At 72.7% G+C, this 1206-nt stretch carries 2 protein-coding genes and 1 pseudogene; all 3 read left to right on the top strand.

The features are described 5' to 3' along the window. Positions 1-761: hypothetical protein (locus O3Q52_RS53280; RefSeq protein WP_269655573.1), on the top strand; the 761-nt coding region annotated here is incomplete at its 5' end. Positions 762-842: 81 nt separating this feature from the next. Then, positions 843-986, top strand: coding sequence for a hypothetical protein (locus O3Q52_RS53275; RefSeq protein ID WP_269655572.1), 144 nt, complete (start codon positions 843-845; stop codon positions 984-986). Beyond that, positions 983-1206 (top strand): annotated as a pseudogene (locus O3Q52_RS53270) (hypothetical protein); the annotation flags it as partial. The gene O3Q52_RS53275 and the pseudogene O3Q52_RS53270, both read left to right, overlap by 4 nt.

Raw genomic sequence — 1206 nt, 5'->3', positions numbered from 1 at the left:
CCACCATGCACATCACCACCCAGACCCACGCCGCGCTCAACCTCGCCGACGAGACCCGCGCCCGGGCCGAGCAGCCGGAGACCGACGGCGCCCGCGGACACGACGACACCGAGACCCTCATCACCGTCCAGGCCGCCGCGATGGTCGTCGCCAACGGCGTCTACGACGAGGCACTCAAGGAGGAGGACCTGGTCGCGACGCTCGACGACATCAGCGACGCGCTCACCGAGATGACGCCGGACGACTTCAAGACCATGAGCACCATCGGCAGCCGCGCCGAGTCCGTCCTCCCCGTGGTCGTGGACCGCATCTGGGCCTTCACCGTCATCGCCCACGCCCGCGCCGAGTTCGACACCGACTACGGGTACGTCTTCGACGTCATGGCGGACGCCCTGAAGCGCGGGGCCGACCCGCAGGCCATCAGGGACGACGTGCCGCGCGTCGTCGGACGGATGCGTATCGAGCGCACCATCTCCGAAGCCACAGACGCGATCCGCGCGGCCATGACGGCGGCGCTCGCCGGACTCACCACGAACCCGCGGGACGTCGCCGAGCGGCTGCAGCTGGCCGCCGAGGACGCGCAGGCCGAGCACCTCGCCCGCGTGGGGCGCATGAGCCTGGACAAGGCCGAGTCGGCCGAGGCGTTCAGCACCGCGAGCTCGGCGATGGCGCGGGCACTGAGCCTGTCGCCGGACCCGGCCGGTACGGCGCGGGGCCTCCGCAACGCGCTCCGCATGGCCATCGACGAGGCCCGCGCGTAGCCACCAGGACGGCCCGGGGCCGGCGACCCTACCGCCGCCCCGGGCCTTGGCCGACACCTGCCAAGACAGGAGATCAGACCCGTGCAGAACGTACCTGAGCGAACCACCCCCGGCCGCCGTCTCGTCGCCGCGGGCGTCATCCGCCGGAGCGCGGACCGCACCACGACCGTGCGCGTCACCGCGGCCGGCGTCACCGGCACCATCCGCAAGGGGGCCGGGCGATGACCGAGACGTGCCCCGTGTCCACCACCCCGCCCGTCGTGCCGAGCGACCTCGCGATCGCGGTGAGGATCGCCCGCACGCTGCTCGCCGACTACAACGACAGCAGCCGCGCCGGCTTCTCCTACCCCGAGGCGTACGGCGCTCTTGCCGAGGCGCTCCGCATCCTGCTGCGCGCCGTCGGTGTCGAGCCGGACGCCGGAAACGTTCTGCGACCGCAGGAAGT

The organism is Streptomyces sp. ActVer (assembly GCF_027270795.1).
Classification (GTDB): Bacteria; Actinomycetota; Actinomycetes; order Streptomycetales; family Streptomycetaceae; genus Streptomyces; species Streptomyces umbrinus_A.
Note: the sequence above shows the minus strand (reverse complement) of the source record. Positions and strands in the feature narration are given on the sequence as shown.